The sequence below is a fragment of the Pseudomonas sp. H3_C08 genome (assembly GCF_054669455.1).
On record NZ_CP162803.1, the window covers coordinates 1,818,346 to 1,834,620 of the forward strand.

General features: G+C 57.1%; 16 protein-coding genes and 1 tRNA gene. 9 read left to right on the plus strand and 8 right to left on the minus strand.

Features of this window, described 5'->3' with window-relative positions:
- The first annotated feature begins 132 nt into the window (after window positions 1–132).
- The 3 genes from AB4N74_RS08435 to AB4N74_RS08445 all read left to right on the plus strand — a co-directional run bounded on the left by AB4N74_RS08435 (window position 133) and on the right by AB4N74_RS08445 (window position 2,538).
- On the plus strand, window positions 133–1,017 hold the full coding sequence (locus AB4N74_RS08435) for a LysR family transcriptional regulator (RefSeq protein ID WP_460099384.1): 885 nt from the start codon (window positions 133–135) through the stop codon (window positions 1,015–1,017).
- A gap of 206 nt (window positions 1,018–1,223) precedes the next feature.
- Entirely contained in the window at window positions 1,224–1,886 is a 663-nt protein-coding gene (locus AB4N74_RS08440) for an EF-hand domain-containing protein (RefSeq protein WP_460099387.1), read from the plus strand.
- 37 nt (window positions 1,887–1,923) lie between these two features.
- Window positions 1,924–2,538: a glutathione S-transferase family protein gene (locus AB4N74_RS08445; RefSeq protein ID WP_460099390.1), complete on the plus strand. Its 615-nt coding sequence runs from the start codon at window positions 1,924–1,926 to the stop codon at window positions 2,536–2,538.
- A gap of 108 nt (window positions 2,539–2,646) precedes the next feature.
- Here the strand turns inward: AB4N74_RS08445 and AB4N74_RS08450 are convergent, their stop codons facing one another.
- The gene (locus AB4N74_RS08450; protein WP_212621878.1) at window positions 2,647–3,696 is read right to left on the minus strand and encodes an SDR family oxidoreductase; all 1,050 of its coding nucleotides are present in this window, start codon (window positions 3,694–3,696) and stop codon (window positions 2,647–2,649) included.
- A 494-nt stretch (window positions 3,697–4,190) separates the two neighbouring features.
- A tRNA-Ser gene (locus AB4N74_RS08455) sits at window positions 4,191–4,278 on the minus strand.
- 122 nt (window positions 4,279–4,400) lie between these two features.
- On the opposite strand from AB4N74_RS08455, the gene AB4N74_RS08460 reads away from it, so the two are divergent.
- Both AB4N74_RS08460 and AB4N74_RS08465 read left to right on the plus strand, forming a co-directional pair.
- A complete protein-coding gene (locus AB4N74_RS08460; protein ID WP_008081508.1) occupies window positions 4,401–5,072 on the plus strand; it encodes a Bax inhibitor-1/YccA family protein in 672 nt (223 codons plus the stop codon).
- Window positions 5,073–5,474: 402 nt separating this feature from the next.
- Complete coding sequence (locus AB4N74_RS08465) at window positions 5,475–6,830, plus strand: hypothetical protein (protein WP_257354873.1); 1,356 nt, start codon at window positions 5,475–5,477, stop codon at window positions 6,828–6,830.
- A 43-nt stretch (window positions 6,831–6,873) separates the two neighbouring features.
- Here the strand turns inward: AB4N74_RS08465 and AB4N74_RS08470 are convergent, their stop codons facing one another.
- Together AB4N74_RS08470 and AB4N74_RS08475 are read right to left on the minus strand one after the other, a co-directional pair.
- The gene (locus tag AB4N74_RS08470) at window positions 6,874–7,191 is read right to left on the minus strand and encodes a YceK/YidQ family lipoprotein (protein WP_460099395.1); all 318 of its coding nucleotides are present in this window, start codon (window positions 7,189–7,191) and stop codon (window positions 6,874–6,876) included.
- A 57-nt stretch (window positions 7,192–7,248) separates the two neighbouring features.
- Window positions 7,249–7,686 (minus strand): Lrp/AsnC family transcriptional regulator, encoded by a 438-nt coding sequence (locus tag AB4N74_RS08475; RefSeq protein WP_257354874.1) that lies wholly within the window; start codon window positions 7,684–7,686, stop codon window positions 7,249–7,251.
- Between the two features lie 136 nt (window positions 7,687–7,822).
- Here AB4N74_RS08475 and AB4N74_RS08480 point away from each other — a divergent pair, with 136 nt between their 5' ends.
- Window positions 7,823–8,716, plus strand: a complete 894-nt coding sequence (locus AB4N74_RS08480) for a DMT family transporter (RefSeq protein ID WP_093433072.1) — start codon at window positions 7,823–7,825, stop codon at window positions 8,714–8,716.
- 3 nt (window positions 8,717–8,719) lie between these two features.
- Here the strand turns inward: AB4N74_RS08480 and AB4N74_RS08485 are convergent, their stop codons facing one another.
- From AB4N74_RS08485 to AB4N74_RS08500, 4 genes are all read right to left on the minus strand, one after another.
- Window positions 8,720–9,760, minus strand: a complete 1,041-nt coding sequence (locus AB4N74_RS08485) for an FUSC family protein (protein ID WP_175559593.1) — start codon at window positions 9,758–9,760, stop codon at window positions 8,720–8,722.
- Window positions 9,761–9,821: 61 nt separating this feature from the next.
- The gene (locus tag AB4N74_RS08490) at window positions 9,822–10,781 is read right to left on the minus strand and encodes an HlyD family secretion protein (protein WP_093433070.1); all 960 of its coding nucleotides are present in this window, start codon (window positions 10,779–10,781) and stop codon (window positions 9,822–9,824) included.
- A gap of 5 nt (window positions 10,782–10,786) precedes the next feature.
- Window positions 10,787–11,137, minus strand: a complete 351-nt coding sequence (locus AB4N74_RS08495; protein WP_093433068.1) for a DUF3302 domain-containing protein — start codon at window positions 11,135–11,137, stop codon at window positions 10,787–10,789.
- A 130-nt stretch (window positions 11,138–11,267) separates the two neighbouring features.
- Window positions 11,268–12,893: an NADP-dependent glyceraldehyde-3-phosphate dehydrogenase gene (locus tag AB4N74_RS08500; RefSeq protein ID WP_099759018.1), complete on the minus strand. Its 1,626-nt coding sequence runs from the start codon at window positions 12,891–12,893 to the stop codon at window positions 11,268–11,270.
- A gap of 241 nt (window positions 12,894–13,134) precedes the next feature.
- On the opposite strand from AB4N74_RS08500, the gene AB4N74_RS08505 reads away from it, so the two are divergent.
- From AB4N74_RS08505 to AB4N74_RS08515, 3 genes are all read left to right on the plus strand, one after another.
- The gene (locus tag AB4N74_RS08505) at window positions 13,135–13,491 is read left to right on the plus strand and encodes a c-type cytochrome (RefSeq protein ID WP_257354878.1); all 357 of its coding nucleotides are present in this window, start codon (window positions 13,135–13,137) and stop codon (window positions 13,489–13,491) included.
- A gap of 76 nt (window positions 13,492–13,567) precedes the next feature.
- Window positions 13,568–14,896, plus strand: a complete 1,329-nt coding sequence (locus AB4N74_RS08510; RefSeq protein WP_460101084.1) for a D-arabinono-1,4-lactone oxidase — start codon at window positions 13,568–13,570, stop codon at window positions 14,894–14,896.
- A 74-nt stretch (window positions 14,897–14,970) separates the two neighbouring features.
- Window positions 14,971–16,179 carry a DSD1 family PLP-dependent enzyme gene (locus AB4N74_RS08515; protein ID WP_460101087.1) on the plus strand — a complete coding sequence of 403 codons (1,209 nt, stop codon included), beginning with the start codon at window positions 14,971–14,973 and terminating at the stop codon, window positions 16,177–16,179.
- Window positions 16,180–16,275: the final 96 nt, after the last annotated feature.

Below are 16,275 nucleotides of genomic sequence, written 5' to 3' on the forward strand. Positions count from 1 at the left end.
ATCCTCTGTGGTGGCGTTTTAGCTCACCACGCTGTGCATCACAGCGCGGCGCAGAGCGTGTTGAAGAATGGTGCGGTATTCGCAAAATGGAGACTATCGTCTGATTATGAATATCACCTATCCGAGATAAAAATGAGTGATCGTTTCCAAGAGTTAAAGGTGTTCGTGAGAGCGGCTGAGACAGCGAGCTTTTCGGCAGCAGCCCGGGAGCTTGGATTATCTCAGCCCTCCATCTCTCGAATAATTTCTGAACTCGAATCAAGATTAAATACGCGGCTATTGCTGCGTAGTACCCGTCGAATTGTACCAACGGAGGCCGGACAGGTTTTTTTGCAAAAAGCACGGCAAATTCTGTTTGATTTGGAGGAGGCCGACCACGTCGCGATGGGGATGGACAGCCTGAAAGGTGTACTGCGAGTGGCGCTGCCCTCCATCCTGGCGGGAAGGATCGTCATCCCCCAGTTGTCGAGATTTTTGGCAATTCATCCTGAGCTGAAACTGGAGCTTCTGACGTTGGACAGAATGCATGATTTAGTAGCTGAAGGCGCTGATATGGCGATCCGTTTTGGTGAATTGGAAGACTCGTCATTTGGTTTCAAGCGGCTAGCAATTGAGCACAGGTTGCTGGTTGCCTCGCCATCGTTTTTGGATGCCGTGGGCACTCCTCAGCATCCATCGGATCTGGTGAATTTTCACTGCATTGCAGGGCCTGGCGGGTCAGCAAGTCCGGGCTGGAATTTCAGCCGTGATGGCGTATCGACGGTGGTGAAGATGTCACCGCGTATCCGTGTCGCTTCGGCAGAGGCTGCCTTGGCCAGCGCATGTTCGGGGCTAGGATTGACCATTGCGTCTGCTTGGATATGTGAAGCTGAGTTGGACTCTGGGCAACTGATTTCTGTGTTGCCGGACTGGTCGCTGGATTCAATTGAGGTCAACGCCGTTTACCCTGCCGGACGGGTACCTTCGCAAAAAGTACGGCTTTTCACGGAGTTTCTTTCAGAGGTGCTGTCGCTTTGAGTGGCAACAAGCTGGGTTGAGCTGTAAAGCTTGTAGGCCTTACTGGATGCTGCTCTATTCAATCGCGTGAATCCGATATTCCGCTCCCCAAAAAGAAAAAAACTTTGCTGATTTTTTCATTGAGCTGTTAGATTCTCTTTAATGATAGCGATCGCTATCAATGTTGTTGGTAGTCCAACGTAAGCTCAATGGTGGGGCCTTCCAGCATGTCAGTATCAAGCGTCAGCAATGCAGCCGGTACATACTCTCAACAAGCCTTGTTTACTTCCAGGCCGACACCCCAGACAACCGATGTAACTACAAATACTGACCGTCCAGCCGACGTCGTCAACGAACCATCTCCATCCACTGTAGTGACTCTTAGCGAGGCGGCGAAGAATCCTGCCTCACAGGTTGATGCAGAGAAATTTCCGGGGCTTGCCGCTTACGCCCGAGGTGAGAAAAACATCACTCTTACCGTTGAGGAAGGGAATGAGGGCGTGCGTCTCGGCATCATCAAAGTTGGAGTAGACAAAAGCTCCATGCCGCTTAGCGAGGCTTGGGCGCCACAGCTTTTCGTTCAAGCAGGCGGCGGCAAGGATCTCGATCGCAGCCGTTTCGTGAAGCAGCTAAATCGCGCTGGAGTCAGCGACGCCAACGCCCAAATCATGTTCAAGATCTTCGACAAGTCTGGTGATGGCAGCCTATCGCTTGATGAGTACTACGCCGGTATCAAGTCGGGCGGCAGCCAGAACACCGAACTGTTTCAGAGGCTCATCGACACCTACACACGCAATGCGGATGGCAGTGTAAACGACACCGCTACCAACCAGTTCCTGGCTCAGGGTTTGGCCGTCGCCACTGCGTTCTGGTCACGCCATAACGATTGATTCACTGCTTGGACTCTGAACTCCATAAGAGTGTCTTATGAACAATTTGATAGAGCTGTATGGCGCAAACACAGGAAACAGTTTTCGGGCTGCAATTGCGTTGGAAGAAGCGGGTATTGCCTACGCTGCCAGAAAAGTGGATCTGTGGGCACATGAACAGCGCGACGTACCCTACAAGGCTCTCAATCCTGCCGGTAAAGTTCCTACTCTGGTCGACCATTCGGAGACGCCAGTGCTGATCATCAATCAGTCGAACGCGATCATCCAATACGCCGATGCCAAAGTTCCAGGTCAGCTCGCGCCAATTTGGCCCGGCCCAGAAACTGTCAGAGTTTATGATCGCTACTTCTTTTTCGTGACTGACGTTATTGCTCCTAGCCACGCCGCATTCTTCCTACGCCAAGCGGGATTGGACGATGCCGCCGCAGTGATGGGCGAGCGTGTCATCGAGCAGCTCATTTTTGCAGAGAGTTTTCTGACACAGGGATTTATGGCCGGAGATCGTTTCTCTATGGCAGATATTTCTGCATTTACGATCGCTTCATCTGTTCGCGACCGTTTGGACTGGAAAAGCCATCCTCGACTGGCAGAATGGTTTCACGCCATCGAAGCAAGGCCCGCCGTTCAGCGGGGCTTGAACACTTTCCAATAGCAGGGAGAGTAAGTGTTGCTGGCGAGGTAAGGTTAGTCGCCAAGATCTCAACGTCTTGGCGTAGTTGTGTGGAAGAGTTTTTTAACGTCAGTGTGGATACCAAACAAATCACGGCAAAAAGCGTTTTGCTCGCAAGCTAGCAATCATTTCGAGCAACGCGACTTCGGTGTGCATAGGCTCTGTGAAACCGGCACGGCGAATCTTACCCATGTCAGATAACAGGTCCTGTTGGAAGTTGAACACAAAGTCTCCGAACCCCCAGTTCACTAACTGTGCAAATGGTATGGGTTGCAAGTCGTGTTTCTCTGCGAGGTGCTGCCAAACATCTGCCTGATCAGCCATGTGTGTGCTCATCGACATCGGTTGTGGCTCATCGATCGGCAAGTCAAGGGCTTCACCCAGCTTCTTCCACAGGTGATTCCAGCGGAACGGTTCACCCACTAAGTTAAAGGCCTCATTGCGCGCACTATCGGCAGTTGCGGCCCATAGGCTTGCGCGTCCAAGCCAGCGGGCATCTGTTAATTGAGCGTAAATGCCACGATAGGTGTGTGGCGAACCGGGGAATTTGAGTGGCACGCCGGATTCGCGGCACAGTGCCGCGTAAGCACCGATGACCATGGAGATATTGAAAGGATTGCCAGCGATGTCGCCCAATACGGCATCCGGCCGCAGAATTGACCATTCTAACTCGCCGGCGAGCTGGCGTTCACGCAGGACGTCTTCCTGAGCGAAATACAAATTCGCCGCCAGATGCCGAGACGCATCTTCGTAAAACGGCGTAGGAACCGGCCCGCCCAAGTGGCCGCCGTAGACTTTCGCGCCCTGGTACAGCACGACCCGGTGAACGTTGGCTCCAGCGGCTTTCAACCCGTCGAGGACGTTGCGCAACATCGCCGCATTGGTCTGTGCCTCAATGAGAGCATTGCCATTGGGCTGGTAAGCCGCGAAAAAAACGTGGGTGATATCGCTGACATCCCGCAGTGCGGCCTTGGTAGCTGCTGCATCTGTGAGGTCGCACTCGATGGAATCGACATCCGGGTTCAGACTGCGGCGTAGGGCGCGGACACTCCATTGGGGATCTGCCACCAAGGTCTCCACCACCGCATTACCGATGATGCCGCTGGCTCCAACGACCAACGCATGAAGATGAGTATTCATGCTCGGCCCTCCTTGGTCATGCAGACACACGTACGGCGGGCTGCAATTTGAGCGCTTGAAAGGTTGTTGCCATAGCTGAACGAAAGCACCATGAGAATTCCTGAGCAGATAAGAATGGCGTCACGCGACGAGCAGCTATGCTGCGTCATTCATCATTCCTTCGGTATCCACTAACCGTGAACATCAGATATCCGAAACTCAAATGAGTAGTGGTTTTGAGGAAGTGACACGGCTGATCAGTCGTGCCATTTCGTGGCTTTCAGAGCACATTATTGACTAACCGCTATTGGCCAAAAGCAGCCTACTGCTCAATTAAAAACTCGTCTGTCGCATTAAATCTGGCAACTGAAATTGACGGGATGAGGGCGGACTGGAAAGAAGGGTTGCGGAAATTGCTGAAAAGATGCGGAAACGATCCACAAAAAGAGGAGCAAAATTTCTGAATGCAAGAAACGACAAAGCCCTGAATAATCAGGGCTTTGTCGTACATAAGATGGCGGAGGCGATGGGATTCGAACTCATGGACCTGTTACAGTCGACGGTTTTCAAGACCGTTGCCTTAAACCACTCGGCCACACCTCCGTTGCGTTGCGGGCGCCATAATACCTGAATGAAACACACTGTCAAACTCTCTGCATGGCTTGTTACAGAGCGTCTGTTATGATCTTTGCGACTGAACGTTTCAAACCAACAGGAGTGTCGCCATGCGCGAACAGGATTACGCAGTTAATAACAGCGTGCAGGCTGAGCAGCTAGAGGTTAGCCGCGTCCTGCGCAACACTTACGGCCTACTGGCTCTGACCCTCGCATTCAGCGGCGTCATGGCTTTCGTTGCCCAGCAGATGCGCGTTGGCTACCCGAACATTTTCGTGGTGCTGATCGGCTTCTACGGGCTGTTCTTCCTCACCAACAAACTCCGTGACTCCGCTTGGGGCCTGGTGTCCGCTTTTGCGCTGACCGGTTTCATGGGTTTCCTGCTCGGCCCGATCCTCAACCGTTACCTGGGCATGCAGGGCGGCGCTGAAGTGGTCAGCTCGGCGTTTGCGATGACTGCGCTGGTGTTTGGTGGTCTGTCGGCCTACGTGCTGATCACCCGCAAGGACATGAGCTTCCTCGGCGGTTTCATCACCGCTGGTTTCTTCGTGTTGCTGGGTGCAACGCTGGCGAGCTTCTTCTTCCAGATCAGCGGCCTGCAACTGGCGATCAGCGCAGGTTTCGTGCTGTTCTCGTCGGTGTGCATCCTGTTCCAGACCAGCGCCATCATCCACGGCGGCGAGCGCAACTACATCATGGCGACCATCAGCCTGTATGTATCGATCTACAACCTGTTCATCAGCTTGTTGCAGATCTTCGGCATCATGAGCCGCGACGACTGATCATTAGTCGTTTCAACAAAAAACCCGCTTCGGCGGGTTTTTTGTTGCTCGCCGAAAAGCGTAGTGGCCTTTTACGTACAAAATGATCTGAAAATAGTGGCGTCTTTTTGGAAATCACCTACACCTAATTACCAAGGAAGAGCAGTAGCCTGATCGACAGGAGTCGGTAACCAGCACCCCTCGTGTAATCCTGCGTCCCTCGCATTCACTTCCCTTGCTGTTGATCGCCAGGCCTTTCGGTCAAGAGCGACTGCATTCGTTCGTCCAGTGAAAACCGGGAGGTGAACCACGCCAAATGCCATGCACCGTGACCGTATCCCGGCGAACGACCGGGGTCCTGATACCAGAAAAATAATGGAGGCCCTGCCACTGCAGGCGTTGTCCCAATCAAGGAGATCATCGATGAACCAGCCCCAAGGAAAACTGGCTGTACTGGCCGTCACCACCGCGCTGTTCAGCGCGTCAACCCTCGCCGGCGTCTATCCTGACTTCGGCTATCAACCACCTTCCAGCCAATACTCTGGCCCACTGTTCGAGTTGAGCCAGAATTACCCGGCCACAGCGCCGAAAGTACCGCTCCCCGGTTTTTTCAAGAATCTACCGACCAAGCCAGATAACAATTTTGAGACTTGGCGTGCGTACATGGAGGAAGTCAAAACCTATTGCCTCGAAGGCAACGTCGAGGCTGATTGGTACGTGCAGAACAATAAAAAACGTCAGTGGTATCACATGCCGTGGCAGCACTACGGCCCGCTGGGACGCGAAGGGATTCACGGCCTGACCAAAGAGGCGCAGATCCAGGTCAAGCAACTCGCCCCCACGCAGACCGCTACTGGCCAGACATACGCGGTGGGCATCTATAACGACATCGGTGCCTATACCATCGGAGAGGTCTGGAAAGACCCGAACAACCCTGATCCGAAATACACATCGGCACCCAACAGCTTCCCCGACGGCACCGTAGTCTGCAAAGCCCTGTTCGCCGATATCGATCGCAGCACCGTGCCGTTCCTGGTGAACCCGGTGTTGTGGAAGGGCTACGTCACCGAGACGTTCACCTCGGCCAATCGCAAGGTCAAGGATGTCGCCTTGATCCAGATGGACATCGCCGTGCGCGATAAGCGCATGAGCGCCACTGGCTGGATCTTCGGCACCTTTCAGTACAACGGCGCGAAAACCGGCAAGCCTGGCTGGGACAACCTCGTCCCGGTAGGGATCATGTGGGGCAACGATCCGGAAGAAATCGGCAACGACTTCACCAACCCGCAACCGACGCAGACCAAGATCAACCCCGCGTTGCAACAGACCGCGATCAACGCCAAGACCCAAGAGTTGCCACCCACCCATCTGGGCTGGAATGGTCGCCTCAATGGTCCGGTGGACAACCCCAACAGTTCCTGCCTGAGCTGCCATGCGACCGCCGAAACGCCGCAAGTGGCGATCATGAATCCAACGTTCCAGGCCAATGCGCCGAAGCCGGGTTCGCCTGAATGGATGAAGTGGTTCCAGAACATTCCGGCCGGCCATGCTTTCACGCCGGGCACTCAAAGCACTGACTACAGCCTGCAGTTGTCCGGCGGTCTGGTGAATTACTTCGAGTGGAAATGCGACATGAGCGGCATCTACGCCGACGGCAAGAACGCGTGCAGCAAAGCGTCGGACATGAAACTGAAAATGCTCAATTCCACCAACAACGCCACGCCGAAGCCATTGCAGAAAGTCATTCGTGACCCGAGCCTGCAGCAACTGCTGGAGTAAGCAGCGCAAAGCCTGCGCACGTTTCGGCGTGCGCAGGCTTTTTTCAGTTGATCAGGATGCTGCCATCAGTCTGCTGTTTGTAAATGGTGTAAGGCAACAACAACGTGTCGAGCACCCCGGACGCCACAGCATCAATCGCCCAGCCGGGCAGGGCGGCGTTGTACTTGTTACCTTGGTCTATCGGCGCATGCAGACTGCAGAAGTCATACATCACGCCGCTGTAGATTCTCGGCACCGCCCCGCAATAGGATTTGTTCGATCTCAAATCGTCCATGGCGACCTGATCGTCGCGCATGACCGTTTGCACTGTCCCGCAACCACTCAACACTAATGCACTCAGCATCATTGCCTGAACTTTCATACCGCCAATCCTTCGCCGGAAAAACCTCAATTTACGCCGAACATGCGGAAAAAGCTCTTAGGCCATCGGCGGCAATCGACGCTTGACCGGGGTTTTCTTGACGATTGCGGTGTTGGTTTCGGCCAAGGTATTGAGGCGGTCGAGCAGGGTGTCGAGCTGTTCCATCGAGCGCACATGCAGGCGAGCGATGAAGCAGTCCTCGCCGGTGACCTTGTCGCACTCGGTGAACTCGGGAATCGCCAGAATCTGCCGCTCGACTTCCTGCAGTTGTCCCGGCAGCGGCCGAACCCGGACGATTGCCTGCAACTGATAGCCAAAAAACTTCGGATCGATTTCCACGGTGTAGCTCCTGAGCACACCGCGTTCCTCCAGTCGGCGCAAGCGTTCGGCCACACTCGGCGACGACAAGCCGCTGATCTGCGCCAGCGCCTTGAGCGAACGCCGCGAATCCTCCATCAATGCGCCGATGAGGATCTGATCAATGTCATCAGTCATAAAAACTCCAGTATTAGGTGAATGATGAAAACCACCCACGATAAAGAAGGCAGATTACGAGTTTAGCCTGCTTTTTGCTCTGGAGCGCCGCCGGGACGCCTTGGCATACTTTGTTCAATTGTTGAGGAGATTGATGATGGACAAGACCCTGCGGCGCGGCTCATTCGAAATGACTGCCGCCATGTTGATTTCCGGGACGATCGGCTGGTTTGTGCTGGTCTCCGGGCAACCGGTGCTGGACGTGGTGTTCTGGCGCTGCGTGTTCGGCGCCGGCACCTTGTTGTTGATCTGCGCGGTATTCGGCTTCCTGCGCCCGGGCATTCTGACCCGAACCACCTTCCTGCTTGCAGTGCTCAGCGGGATGGCGATTGTCGGTAACTGGGTGTTGTTGTTTGCCTCCTATTCAAGGGCTTCGATTGCCATCGGCACGGCGGTGTACAACGTGCAGCCGTTCATGTTGGTCGGTTTGGCGGCGCTGTTTCTCGGCGAGAAAATCACCCTGCAAAAGCTGTTCTGGCTGGCGATTTCGTTCATGGGCATGTTGGCGATTGTCAGTGCCCATGGCACCCAGAGTGAAAGCGGCAATGACTATCTGATGGGCATTGCGCTGGCCTTGGGTGCGGCGTTTCTCTATGCGATTGCCGCGTTGATCATCAAGCGCCTGACCGGCACGCCACCGCATTTGATCGCGCTGATTCAGGTCTGCACCGGGGTTCTGTTGCTGGCGCCTTTTGCGCACTTCAGCGCATTGCCGCAAGCACCGAGTGCCTGGGCCAGCCTGGTCACATTGGGCATCGTCCACACCGGTCTGATGTATGTGCTGCTGTACGGCGCGATCCAGAAATTGCCGACCGCATTGACCGGTGCACTGTCGTTCATCTACCCGATCGCGGCGATCTTCGTCGACTGGTTCGCGTTCGGCCATCGTCTGGAAATCCTGCAATGGGTCGGCGTGGCGGCGATTCTGTTGGCCGCCGCCGGTATGCAACAAGGCTGGGGCCTGAAGTCCCGGCGGCTGGCTGCGCAGTAACCCTCAGATGTTCCAGTGCGGTGCGCTTTTCGCCAGGCGCTGGCGCATCTCGCCGATGTTCGCTGCCAGTTGCCGGGTCAACAGTCGGTAGCCATCCAGCGTGCTGTAAACCGGCGCATCGAGGTTGGCTTCCGGCAACTCGAGCGGCTTGTCCAGGCGTTGCGAAGCGCCGGTTTTCAACGCTCGGGCCATGCCGATCAGTTGCACGCGAATCTGCCGGTGCTCGGCCTTCAGCGCTGATTGCAGATGCGCCATGGCCTCGGGGTCGCTGGCATCCGGTCGCGTGTTGCCAAGGATCTCCAGCGTGCTGATGCACATGCGCAGGTTGCGCTGGATGGCATCAAGTTCGGTCATGGAAATCTTCACTTCCTTGGACACCGACGGCATCAGCGAGCGCAATTGCACCATCACCGCGCCGAGTCGCCCCATCAGCTTCAGATGCTCATCAGCGCTGACCGGCTGGCCGCCGATGATTCGCCCATACACGGTGGCGCAATCGCGCAGGGCATCGGCGAGGTTGTAGCGCCACGAGTACACCGCGTAGAGCGGCAGGGCGAAAGAGAAGGCCAGCGCCAGCGCAATACCAATCAAGATATCGACCCCGCGCCATAAGCCGTCGGTGATCGGGTTGTCGCCATGCCCGGCGACAATGAACACAGTGATCGCTGAGAGCAGGGCGGTATAACCCCCCTTGCCAATCGCGTGATAAGAGAAGAACCCACAGACCACCGCCATCGCAAAATACGTCAGCCACGGCATGCCGAGCCACGCCTGTTGCGCCACCAGCAACAAACCGACGCCAGCACCGATCAAGGTGCCGGTGGCGCGTTCGGCGGCTTTTTTGCCGATGTTGCCGTGGTGCTGTAAACCGCCGATCACCACTAGCATGGTCACCGAGGCCCATTCGCCGTGGGGCAGATTGATGCCGGTGGTCAGCAGGATTGTCGCCAGCAAGCCGAGGGCAACGCGCACCGCATGGATCAGCCGCGCGTGCCGGTAACGTCGATAAGGATCAAGCAACGGACGCAGGACACGGCGCAGCAAGGGCGGAAGTCGATGGGTGCTGTAAGTACTCAGTGCGGGCCTCTCGTGATTGGACTTCAGGTCAATGGAAAGGAAAAATGTAATTCATCCATGCTGCCATACGCAGGAGGATTTTGCGCATCGTGCCAATGTGATGGAAGTGTTGACTGTACAACGCGGCCTGCCCGTAAGCACCGCCCGGCATCAGCTTGCTGTACTGGGCGAAGGCCGGATCGGTGATTTCGATGATCACCGGCACACGCCCGGCCGGCGGCGAGCCGGTGTAGCCGATCAGGGTGCCGGAAGGTTGTACCTGACCTTCGGCAATCACCCCGATGACGTTTTTCACCCGGCCAGCGAACACCTTGCCGGGAATGCCATCGAACGCGACTTCTGCTTCATCGCCGACGGTCAGGCGCAGCAGGCTGTTCTGGCGCATCCACGCGGCAAAGTATTGGCCCTCTTCTGGAATGAACACCATCGACGGACGCAATGGCAACTTGCTCGCCATCATTCCCGGCCGTAGCGAAACATGGGTGACGAAGCCTTTGCTTGGCGCGCGAACGGTGGTGTTGTCCAGCTCGAACTGGGCGTTGTCGAGCTGCGCTTGCAGGTCGTCGGTGCGGGCGATGGCGGCGTCCAGTTCACGCTGGGTACCGAAATTGCGCCGGATCAATTCGGTGATGCGGTAGCGATCGCCTTTGGCTGCGATCAATTGCGCCTTGAGGGATTTCACCCGGTTGGCAAACGGCGTGGGGTCGATGCGAAACAGCACGTCGCCTTTTTCCAGCGGCTCGTTAACCTTCACCGGCACGTCGATCACCTGGCCGCTGACGATGGGGATGACCGGCACAGAAACAAAGTAAGTGCGCGCCACCTCAGAGTAGGGGTGGTTGTAGTTCATGGTGAAAATCAAGGCGCCGATCATCAGGATGCCGCCCAGTACTGCGGTGGGCACCGTCCATTTGTTCAGCGGGATACGGAAGATCTTGAACACTGCGACGCAGATCGCGGCGTAAGTCAGGATAAGGAGCAGATCCATGGCGTTCAGGCCTCCCCGTTGTGGGGAGCAGTGGCATTCAGCGCTTCGAGTCGTTCGAGGCGTCCTTGCAGTTCGACCACCTGTTGCTCCAGGCGAACGACATGGTTTTGCACGGATTTACCGTCACCGAAGCCCCAGCCGCGATCTTCTCGATAGGCCATCGCCCAGATCCACAGGAAGGGCCAGAGCGCATGCAGGGTGAACAGACTGACCCAGCCAGTGGCATGGATCGCATCCTGATGCGGGTGGTTACGATGAACGGCAATCTCATAGGGGATGTCGTGCAACACGATGATCCCGTAAAACAGTACGAGCCCGGCAAACACCAAAACCCCTAGCGCAAAGTAATCCAGCATGGTCAAGCTCCCGGCATCCAGCACAGTGCTGGCATCAGTGTAGCCACTGATTTGCCGGGCGCTTGGCGACTTTGGATCAGAAGCGGTTGCCGTCGCTTTTTTGCTTATTCACGATCCGCGTGACAGTTGATCAGAAGATGTAATCGGTGGTCAGGAAGCTCGAATCACGGCCGCGAATGATCTCGCTGATCAGGTCCTTGTTGCTGTCCTGGAACTTGGTTGCCACCAGCGTACGGATCGAGAACACGCGCAACGCATCGTGTACCGAGAGCGTACCTTCCGCCGAGTTCTTGCGACCATTGAACGGGTAAGTGTCCGGGCCGCGCTGGCACTGCGCGTTGAGGTTGATCCGCCCGACCTGGTTGGCAAAGGTGTCAACCAGACGGCCGACCGCCACCGGGTTGGTGCCAAAGATGCTCAACTGCTGACCGAAATCCGACTCCAGCACGTAATCGATCACGGTATCGAGGTGACGGTACGGCACGATCGGCACCACCGGGCCGAACTGCTCTTCCTGATAGACGCGCATCTGCGGATTTACCGGGTAGAGCACCGCCGGGTAGAAGAACGATTCGCGGGATTCGCCACCATTGGGGTTGACCACTTCGGCGCCCTTGCTGCGCGCATCCGCCACTAGCCCGTGCAGATAATCGACCTTGCCCGACTCCGGCAGCGGCGTCAGCGACACGCCGCTGTCCCATGGCATGCCCGGTTTCAGCGTGGCCAGTTTGGCGTTGAATTTTTCGATGAAGCTATCGACCACATCCTCGTGCACGAAGAGGATTTTCAGCGCGGTGCAGCGCTGACCGTTGAACGACAGTGAACCGGTGACCGCTTCGCTGACGGCGTTGTCGAGATCGACTTCCGGCAAGACGATGCCGGGGTTCTTCGCATCCAGACCCAGCGCGGCGCGCAAACGGTGAGGTTTGGGGTGGAGTTTCTTCAGGTCGCTGGCGGCTTTGTTGGTGCCGATGAAGGCGAAGATGTCGATCTTGCCGCTGGCCATCAGCGCGCTGACGGTTTCGCGGCCACTGCCGTAAATCACGTTGATCACGCCGGTGGGAAAGCTGTCGCGGAACGCTTCCAGCAGCGGACGGATCAGCAGCACGCCGAGCTTGGCCGGTTTGAACACCACGGTGTTGCCCATGATCAGCGCCGGAATCAGCGTGGTGAAGGTTTCGTTCAGCGGATAGTTGTAAGGGCCCATGCACAGGGCGACGCCGAGCGGTACGCGGCGGATCTGCCCGAGGGTGTCCTGTTCCAGCTCGAAACGGCTGGAACGGCGGTCGAGTTCCTTGAGCGCATTGATGGTGTCGACGATGTAGTCGCAGGTGCGGTCGAACTCTTTTTCCGAGTCCTTGAGGTTCTTGCCGATTTCCCACATCAGCAACTTGACCACGGCATCGCGCTGTTGGCGCATGCGGCCGAGGAAGGCTTCGACGTGCTGGATGCGTTCGGCCACGCGCATGGTCGGCCACAGGCCCTGGCCCCGGTCGTAGGCACGCACAGCGGCGTCGAGGGCAGTGAGCGCGGTGTCGGCGTCGAGCAGTGGCGTGCTGCCGAGGATGACTTGTTCGTCGCCGTTAGCGCCCTTGAGATAAACCGGGCTGCGCACCGTGGCGAGCGGGCCGTCCCAGCGGCGCAACTGGCCGTCGACCAGGTATTCGCGTTGCTCGACCTGAGCGTCGAGGCGATATTTTTCCGGGATGTCGCTGACAGAAGGGAACAGGTTGCCAAGGATGTTTGCTGTGGTCATGTCGCTACCCCGTGTTGATGTCCGTATGCAGATCAAAAAGCCTTCACAGGTTATACGCCTGAATGCGCCGGAATTTAAACCCGCAAATGTCACCCGAATGTCACGCAAAGGCGCACAGCAGAGCGGACATCCACATCGGGGGGAGAGCTGGCCCCGTTTGCCCCCCTCGCTGTCCCGCAATGCCCTCAACCCGTTGCAGCCGCTGCCGTAAGGTGTGTTCACAACAATAAGCGAGGCCGTTATGCGGGCAATCCGACTCACTCTACTGCTGGCGTTGGCCGTGGCGCTGCCTGGTTGCGGCGAAGACTCCAAACCCCCGACCAGCGTCAATAGCAACGCCACGCCCAAAGACCCGGCACTGGCGCAGATCTACGCCAACAGCTGCCAGCTCTGCCACGCCAATCCCGCCGCCAATGCGCCGCTAACCGGTGATCGCAAAGCCTGGGAACCGCGCATCCAGCAAGGCACCGACACGCTGCTCGACCATGCCATCAACGGCTATAACGGCATGCCGCCGATGGGCCAGTGCGTCGAGTGTTCGGAAGAACAATTCCTGCAATTGATCGGCTTCATGGCCGACCAGCCGCTCCCACAATAAGGTGCCCGGCATGACGATGGATCTGACACGGCGTCAGTTGTTGCAACGGGCAAGTATCGTTGGCGCGTTCAGTGCGCTGGCGACGAACCCGGCATTGGGCCAGTTGCTGCGGGCGCCACGCTTGATTCCCTGGCGCAACTGGTCGGGCGGGCAGAGTTGTTTGCCGGCGGCACGCTTGGCGCCGAAGAATCTCGATGAGCTGGTGGCCGTGATCCAGCAGGCACAAGGCAAGATTCGCCCGGTTGGCTCGGCGCACTCGTTCAGCGCGCTGGTGCCCACCGACGGCACGCTGTTGTCGCTGAGCTATTTCAGCGGACTGCTCGATCACGATGCGAAAACCCTGCAAGCCGAATTCGCCGCCGGCACCCCCATGTCGCGCATGGGCCAGCCACTGAAAGACATCGGCCAGGCCCTGCAGAACATGGCCGATATCGATTACCAGACCCTCGCCGGGGCCGTTTCGACCTCCACCCATGGCACTGGCAAAAACTTCCAGTCCTACTCGGCCCACGTCTGCGGACTGCAATTGGTTACGGCCAATGGCGAGGTACTCGACTGCGACAGCCAACGCCATCCCGAGGTGTTCAACGCCGCCCGCGTCTCCCTCGGTGCGCTCGGTGTCGCTACTAAAATCCGTCTGCAAAACCGCCCGGCATACCGCCTGCGCGAACGCCAGTGGATCGCCAAGACCGAAGAGCTGCTCGAAGACCTCGACAACAACACTCGTGAAAACCAGCACTGGGAAATGCTCGTCGTCACGCATTCCGACTACGCCCTGTCCATCGCGCTCAACGAAACCGACGACCCGGCGACCCCGCCGATCAGCCCGGAAGAAGAGGGCGGCAACGAGTTCGTCACCCTGATCGAGAAGATCGACAAATACGCCAGCGACTTTCCCGACCTGCGCCGCACGCTGCTCAACAGCCTGCGCCATCTGGCCAGTTTCGATGACCGCGTCGGCGACTCCTTCGACATCTACGCCAATGTGCGCACGGTGCGGTTCAACGAAATGGAGTATTCAGTGCCGGCCGAACATGGCCCTGCTTGCCTGCGTGAGATTCTCAAGCTGATTCAGGACAAGGATCTGCGCACCTGGTTTCCCATTGAGTACCGATACGTCAAGGCCGACGACATTCCGCTGAGCATGTTCGAGGGCCGCGACAGTTGTTCGATCTCGGTACACCAGCATTACCAGATGGATCATCACAACTTCTTCGCCGCGGTCGAACCGATCTTCTGGAAGTACAACGGCCGGCCGCACTGGGGCAAATTGCACACGCTCAACGCGAAAAACCTGCAACCGCTGTATCCGCGCTGGCGCGAGTTTGTCGACGTGCGTCAGGCGCTTGATCCGAGCGGACGCTTTCTCAATGCGCATCTGGCGTCGATATTGGGGGTGAGCTGATGGCGGTCAATCGGCGCAATTTTCTGCTCGGCACGTTGGGTGTCGGTGCTTTGTTGGTCGGCGTTGGCGCGTGGCTGCGGCCGGGCGATCGCGGCGCGCCGTACAGCGAATACTTCCGGGCGCTGAACAAGGAGTTGAAGGAAAAGGGGCCTATGCGCCCGGTGCTGCTGATCGATCTGGATCGCCTCGATCACAACATCGACGTGGTGATGCAATCGGTCAAGCGCGGCGGCAAACAATTGCGTCTGGTGGAGAAGTCGCTGCCAGCACCGGGACTTTTGAGCTACATCGCACAGCGTGCCGGAACGCAGAGGCTGATGTCGTTTCATCAGCCGTTTCTCAATCACGATGCGCAGGTTTTTCCACAGTCCGACATCCTGCTCGGCAAGCCATTGCCGGTGCGTTCGGCAGAGCTGTTCTACCAAACCCACAAAGGTCCGTTCGATCCCGCAAAGCAACTGCAATGGCTACTCGACGGGCCGGAGCGTTTGCAGCAATACCTTGCGCTGGCGCAGGGTTTGGGCACACGGATGCGCATCAACATCGAACTGGACGTCGGTCTGCATCGTGGCGGGGTCAGTGATGTGAATGTCCTTGGGCAGATGCTCACGCTGATCAGCGCTAACCCCCAGCATCTGGAGTTCGCCGGGTTCATGGGTTATGACCCGTTCGTAGGCATGGGCGTGCCGGGGATTCTCGGTTCACCGGAAGAATTGTTCGCCAAGGTCATGGTGATTTATCAGCGTTGCGTCGATTTCACCCGGCAGCAGTTCCCGGCGTTGTGGCACGACGGTTTGTGCCTGAACACTGCTGGCAGTCCGAGTTATCGCATTCACGAAAACGAGAAACTGAGTACCGAAGTTTCCGTGGGCACGGCGATGCTCAAACCGACGCACTACGATTTGCCTTCGCTGACCGAGCATGTGCCCGCGACTTACATCGCCACGCCAGTCTTGAAAAGCACAGGCGCGGTGAATATTCCGGCACTGGATGACAGGTCGAAGCTGTTGTCGTGGTGGGATCAGAATCAGCGCCAGACCTATTTCATCTACGGCGGTAACTGGATGGCCGAGTTCGAATCGCCAGCCGGTTTGCAGAGTAATGGGGTGTACGGCCGCAGCTCGAATCAGGAAATGGTCAATGGCTCGAATGCCGTGGGATTGGTTGTGGAAGATCAAGTCTTCCTGCGTCCGACGCAGACTGAAGCAGTGCTGTTGCAGTTTGGGGATTTGTTAGCCGTGCGGGGTGGAAAGATCGTTGAAGTGTGGCCAGTTTACGCCTGATCCCAATTTTTTTGAGTTTGTCTACTGTCAAGTCTGACAGTAGACATCTTTTCCGCGATGGATGTACTTATGGTAGGTGACACAGTCTATGCAGCA

Bases quoted from the DNA above. Each gene is read 5' to 3' on its own strand.
- AB4N74_RS08435 (WP_460099384.1), top strand. From the start codon at position 133: ATGAGTGATCGTTTCCAAGAGTTAAAGGTGTTCGTGAGAGCGGCTGAG.
- AB4N74_RS08440 (WP_460099387.1), top strand. From the start codon at position 1,224: ATGTCAGTATCAAGCGTCAGCAATGCAGCCGGTACATACTCTCAACAA.
- AB4N74_RS08445 (WP_460099390.1), top strand. From the start codon at position 1,924: ATGAACAATTTGATAGAGCTGTATGGCGCAAACACAGGAAACAGTTTT.
- AB4N74_RS08450 (WP_212621878.1), bottom strand. From the start codon at position 3,696: ATGAATACTCATCTTCATGCGTTGGTCGTTGGAGCCAGCGGCATCATC.
- AB4N74_RS08460 (WP_008081508.1), top strand. From the start codon at position 4,401: ATGCGCGAACAGGATTACGCAGTTAATAACAGCGTGCAGGCTGAGCAG.
- AB4N74_RS08465 (WP_257354873.1), top strand. From the start codon at position 5,475: ATGAACCAGCCCCAAGGAAAACTGGCTGTACTGGCCGTCACCACCGCG.
- AB4N74_RS08470 (WP_460099395.1), bottom strand. From the start codon at position 7,191: ATGAAAGTTCAGGCAATGATGCTGAGTGCATTAGTGTTGAGTGGTTGC.
- AB4N74_RS08475 (WP_257354874.1), bottom strand. From the start codon at position 7,686: ATGACTGATGACATTGATCAGATCCTCATCGGCGCATTGATGGAGGAT.
- AB4N74_RS08480 (WP_093433072.1), top strand. From the start codon at position 7,823: ATGGACAAGACCCTGCGGCGCGGCTCATTCGAAATGACTGCCGCCATG.
- AB4N74_RS08490 (WP_093433070.1), bottom strand. From the start codon at position 10,781: ATGGATCTGCTCCTTATCCTGACTTACGCCGCGATCTGCGTCGCAGTG.
- AB4N74_RS08495 (WP_093433068.1), bottom strand. From the start codon at position 11,137: ATGCTGGATTACTTTGCGCTAGGGGTTTTGGTGTTTGCCGGGCTCGTA.
- AB4N74_RS08500 (WP_099759018.1), bottom strand. From the start codon at position 12,893: ATGACCACAGCAAACATCCTTGGCAACCTGTTCCCTTCTGTCAGCGAC.
- AB4N74_RS08505 (WP_257354878.1), top strand. From the start codon at position 13,135: ATGCGGGCAATCCGACTCACTCTACTGCTGGCGTTGGCCGTGGCGCTG.